Below are 4,554 nucleotides of genomic sequence, written 5' to 3'. Positions count from 1 at the left end.
TAGTCGAAGATCCGCTAGCCGATATGATCCTACGCGACGAGCTTGAAAGCGGAGATGAGATCGTAGTCGGAAGCGATAAAGAAAAAATAACGATCTCTAAAATTTAAACCAAATTTACGGTCGCGTTTTTAGCGCGGCCGTTTTCATCTCTCGTCAAATTTCTTAAATTTAACCGCGCAATTATCTTATATTATATAGACTGCTCAAATTTGAAAACAGCATATTGACTCGCAAATTTAGCAAGCTCGCGTGCCGTTAGCCGCCCGAGTCAAATTTGAAACCGCTCAAATTTAGCGCCTATTCTCCGCTTAGCTCCTCGGCTACCTGAGCGGCGAGCTTTAGCTTTTCGCTATCAAAATGCGTGTAAATGCGCGAAGTGTTTAAGCTCGCATGTCCGAGCGCTTCTTGTACCAAAACCAGGTCTTTTTGCTTTTTATAAAGCATCGTGGCAAAGGTATGGCGCAGCATGTGAGCGCCGTTTTTTTCCTTGCGGATTCCGGCTTTAAAGAGGATTTGCTCGACGATGCGACTCACGTAGGCCTGCGTTAGCCGCGTGCCTTTTTTGTTGATAAAAAGATATCCTTCTTTATTTATATAGTTTATCGCGATCGCGTCCAGGTGGGCTTCGATGAGGCGGCGTTTGATCATGACGACGCGGTATTTGTTGCCTTTGCCGCGGATTCTTATGACGTAGAGTTCGCCGTCCTCGGCTATATCTTTGCGCTTTAGATTTAGCGCCTCGCTCACGCGGATGCCGGTGAAAATAATGATTTTTATGATGAGCTTATTACGGTTGGCGTTGCTTTTAAACTCCGCGTTTTCGATCGCTTCCAAAAATCTTTTAACCTCATCCTCGCTCATAAATTCAGGCAGCTTTTGCCCGCGCGCTCCGCCCACGCCGCCCCAGTTTTTTAGCCCGATGTCAAAGACGTGCGCCTTGCCGTCCTCTTCGTTTTGCTTATCCAAAAATGCGAAAAAATTTATCGCGCTTATGCGGTAGTTTTTCTTGCTCGCGTCGCTTAGTCCGCCCGTGACGCTAGCTAGCACCTCGCTTAGCAGCTCCTCATCGATCTGTTTTAGGCTCTCTAGCTCGTAAAATTTGAGCGTCTCGAATATCTTTTTAAGCGGATTAAAGTATGTATTTATGCCCGTTAGTCCTGCGTTTCTAGCCGATTTTACGAGGCCGTCGAGCTGATCTATGTTTTTTATCTCGCGGCTAAGGGCGAAATTTACGCTTGCCAGCGCCTTTGGGTCGCGAAGCTCTTTGTTTGAGAGCGAGCTAAGCTTAAATTTGACGTATCTAGTGAGCCAAAATATAAACGAGTTTTCAAAACTATCCTTGCAATCAAGAGCGTATTTCAAGATATTTTCCTTAAATTTATAAAAATTTGAAAAGCATTATAACCAAACGCTTCTAAAAAATAAATTTTTGGTAATCTGAAAAATACTTTTAATCAAAATATTAATATTATCATTTAAGTTAAGTTATGATAAAGTTACGAAACCATTTTGATTCAAAGGAGAAAAAATGCAATCAACGCTAGGTTCGCGTCGTAGCTTTATTGCTACGGCGGGTGTTTTTATCGCGGCGACCGCGCTTAGGGCCGCTCCGAATACTTTTGAAAAAACCAAAGGTCCGCGCTACGGCATGGTCATCGACCTCACGCGCTGCGTCGGCTGCCAGTCTTGCACGATGAACTGCGCTATGGAAAACAACGTCCAAGCAGGTGCCTTTAGGACGATCGTTTCGGAGTACGAAGCTAGCGACAAAGACGGCAACCGAGCTGTTATCGCCTCGCTGCCGCGCCTTTGTAATCACTGCGAAAACCCAGCCTGTATCGACGTTTGTCCGACGGGCGCGAGCTACCAAAGAAGCAACGGTATCGTCAAAGTAAATAGCGCCGAGTGCATCGGCTGCGCGCTTTGCGCCGAGGCCTGTCCGTATCACGCCAGATACCTCAGCATGCAGACCTATAAAGTCGATAAATGCACCTTTTGCGATCACAGACTGCGCGAGGGATTGCTGCCTGCGTGCGTGGAGACCTGCGTGGGCGGAAGCCGCATAATAGGCGATCTAAACGACGAAAACTCAAATATCAGGAAATTTTTAGCCGCTCACGAGACGATGGTGCTAGATAGTCCAAAAAACACGCATCCGCAGGTTTTTTACTACGGCGTGAGCGAAATTTTGGCTAAGAACGACAAGGAACTGGCGGCTAAAAAAGGATACAAACAAGCGATCAGCTGGAGCGAAGAGATCGCGCTGTAAGGAGAAAATAATGCAAAGACGAGAATTTCTAAAAAACGCGGCGATGATCTCGGCCGTAGGCGCGACCGCTGCAGTAGCGGACGACGCGGGAAAAATAAAAGACGACTATAAACCGCAGGGTAGCTCGCTTCAGCCCGAATTTAGCGTAAAAGACGGCAAAATTTCGATGAACGACGGCCATAGCGTGGTATTTTCTATGTGTCACGGCTGCGTGGCAAAGTGCGGACTGCGGCTACACGTGGACGAAAAAGCAGACCGCGTGCTAAGATGCACGGGCAACCCATATCACCCGCTATCAAACGTGCACTGGGCGAGCTTTGATACCTCGATAAACGACGCACTGCTAGCGACCACGGCTAGCGGAGAGGACGAGAGACGCGCCACGGTATGCGCTAGAGGCGCGGCGCTACCGGAGATGATAGCTTCGCCTATTAGGATTTTGTCGCCGCTAAAGCGAGTGGGCAAAAGAGGCGAGGGTAAGTGGAAAAAGATCAGCTTCGAGCAGCTCATCGAGGAGGTCGTCGAGGGTGGGGATCTTTTCGGCGAGGGGCACGTGGACGGGCTTAGGGCTATACTCTCAGACGAGCTCATCGACGAGGCAAATCCCGAATACGGCACCAAGCGCAACCAGCTTTTGAGCTTTTATCTCTATGACGGACGCTCGGATATCGTCGATCGCTTTATCAAAAAATCATTCGGCACTATAAATCACTACTCCCACGGCGGTATCTGCGGCGGCGGTTTTAGAGTGGGCGGCAAGATCGCGCATAATGCAAAAGGCTTTGCCCACACAAAACCCGACTACGAAAACTCCAAATTTACCATCTACTGGGGCACCTCGCCGGCAAACGGCGGAAATCCGTTCCAAAAGCAAGCCAAAATGGTCGCCCACGCAAGAAGTACAAACGATGACTTCAGCTATGCGGTGGTAGATCCGACGCTAACAAACGCCGTCAAATTCGCCGCCTCCGATAAAGGCCGCTGGATCGGTATAAAACCGGGTACCGACACCGCGCTCGCTATGGCGATGATACGCTGGATCATAGAAAACGAAAAATACGCCGCAAACTACCTCATGCAGCCAAATTTAGAGCAAGCAAAGCTAGCGGGCGAGATACACTGGTGCAACGCCACCCACCTAGTCATCACGCAAAAAGGCCACGCAGACTACGGCAAATTTGCACTCGTTGGCGACGAGTGGCAGGTCTGCTCTCAAAGCGGCAAAATCCAAAGCTACAAGATAAACGAACCGGCTAAGCTCTACTATAAGGGCAAAATTTTGCTTAACGGCAAAAAAGTCGAGGTTAAAAGCTCGATGCAGCTGCTAAAAGAGTCCGCCTACAAACACAGCCTAAAAGAGTACTCTAAAATTTGCGGCGTGAGCGTAGAGGATATCCTCTGGCTGTGCGAAAATTTCACCAAAAATGGCAGGCAAGTTAGCACCAACGTCCACGGCGGCATGATGCACACGCAAGCAGCCATGAGCACGTACGCGATATTTTGCTTAAATACGCTCATGGGCACCTACGGCTATAAGGGCGGCAGCGTAAACGCAAGCGCGGGCACTCATGAGTTTTTAAAGGGTAGATACGATCTGGAGAGTTTCGAGGGCGCATACAAGCCAAACGGGTTAAATTTATCCCGCTCGGGCAAGTATTACGAAACGAGCTCGGAGTTTAAACGTAAAGTGGCAGCCGGCGGCAGCGGCTATCCTGCGCAGCAGCCGTGGTATCCTATCTCGATGCCGTTAGTAAACGAAACTCTCACCAGCCACGCCGCTGGCTATCCGTACAAGGTAAAGGCGTTTATAAACTACATGACGAACGTGATGTACGGACAGGCAGGGCTCGAGGTCGCGGTGCTTGACGCACTAAAAGATAGCAAAAATTTACCGCTTTTCATCGGTATCGACGCCTTTATGAATGAGACCAATGCCTACGCCGACTACATCGTACCAGACGGCGTAAATCTCGAAAACTGGGCGCTTCCAAACTCGCTTTGGGGCACGATAGCTAAAACCTCGGTCGTGCGCTACCCGGCCGTCGCCGCTAAACAAGACCGCGCCGCAGACGGCACGCTAATCGACGTGGAGGCCTTTTATATCGCGGTGGCAAAGAGACTCGGGCTAAAAGGCTTTGGCAAGGGCGCCTTTAAGGACAAAGACGGAAAGCCGATGGATCTGGATACGAAAGAGCAGTATTACGCCGCGGCGCTGGCAAATTTGGCCTTTGACGGAGAGGGCGTGAAGGACATCGACAAAGAGGATCTAAAGCTAAGTAAAATTT

3 protein-coding genes are annotated in these 4,554 nt (G+C 49.3%); 2 read left to right on the top strand and 1 reads right to left on the bottom strand.

The annotated features are described in order from the left end of the window. Nucleotides 1–297: 297 nt before the first annotated feature. Nucleotides 298–1,362 carry a tyrosine-type recombinase/integrase gene (locus Q0546_RS03295; protein WP_298790499.1) on the bottom strand — a complete coding sequence of 355 codons (1,065 nt, stop codon included), beginning with the start codon at nt 1,360–1,362 and terminating at the stop codon, nt 298–300. A gap of 166 nt (nt 1,363–1,528) precedes the next feature. On the opposite strand from Q0546_RS03295, the gene dsrO reads away from it, so the two are divergent. Together dsrO and Q0546_RS03285 are read left to right on the top strand one after the other, a co-directional pair. Further along, entirely contained in the window at nt 1,529–2,269 is a 741-nt protein-coding gene (gene dsrO / locus Q0546_RS03290; RefSeq protein ID WP_298790496.1) for a sulfate reduction electron transfer complex DsrMKJOP subunit DsrO, read from the top strand. Nucleotides 2,270–2,279: 10 nt separating this feature from the next. After that, nucleotides 2,280–4,554: molybdopterin-dependent oxidoreductase (locus Q0546_RS03285; RefSeq protein ID WP_298790495.1), on the top strand; the 2,275-nt coding region annotated here is incomplete at its 3' end.

Origin of the sequence: uncultured Campylobacter sp., assembly GCF_937997465.1 — a bacterium.
GTDB lineage: Bacteria > Campylobacterota > Campylobacteria > Campylobacterales > Campylobacteraceae > Campylobacter_A.
This window is presented reverse-complemented; position numbering and strand designations above follow the sequence as displayed.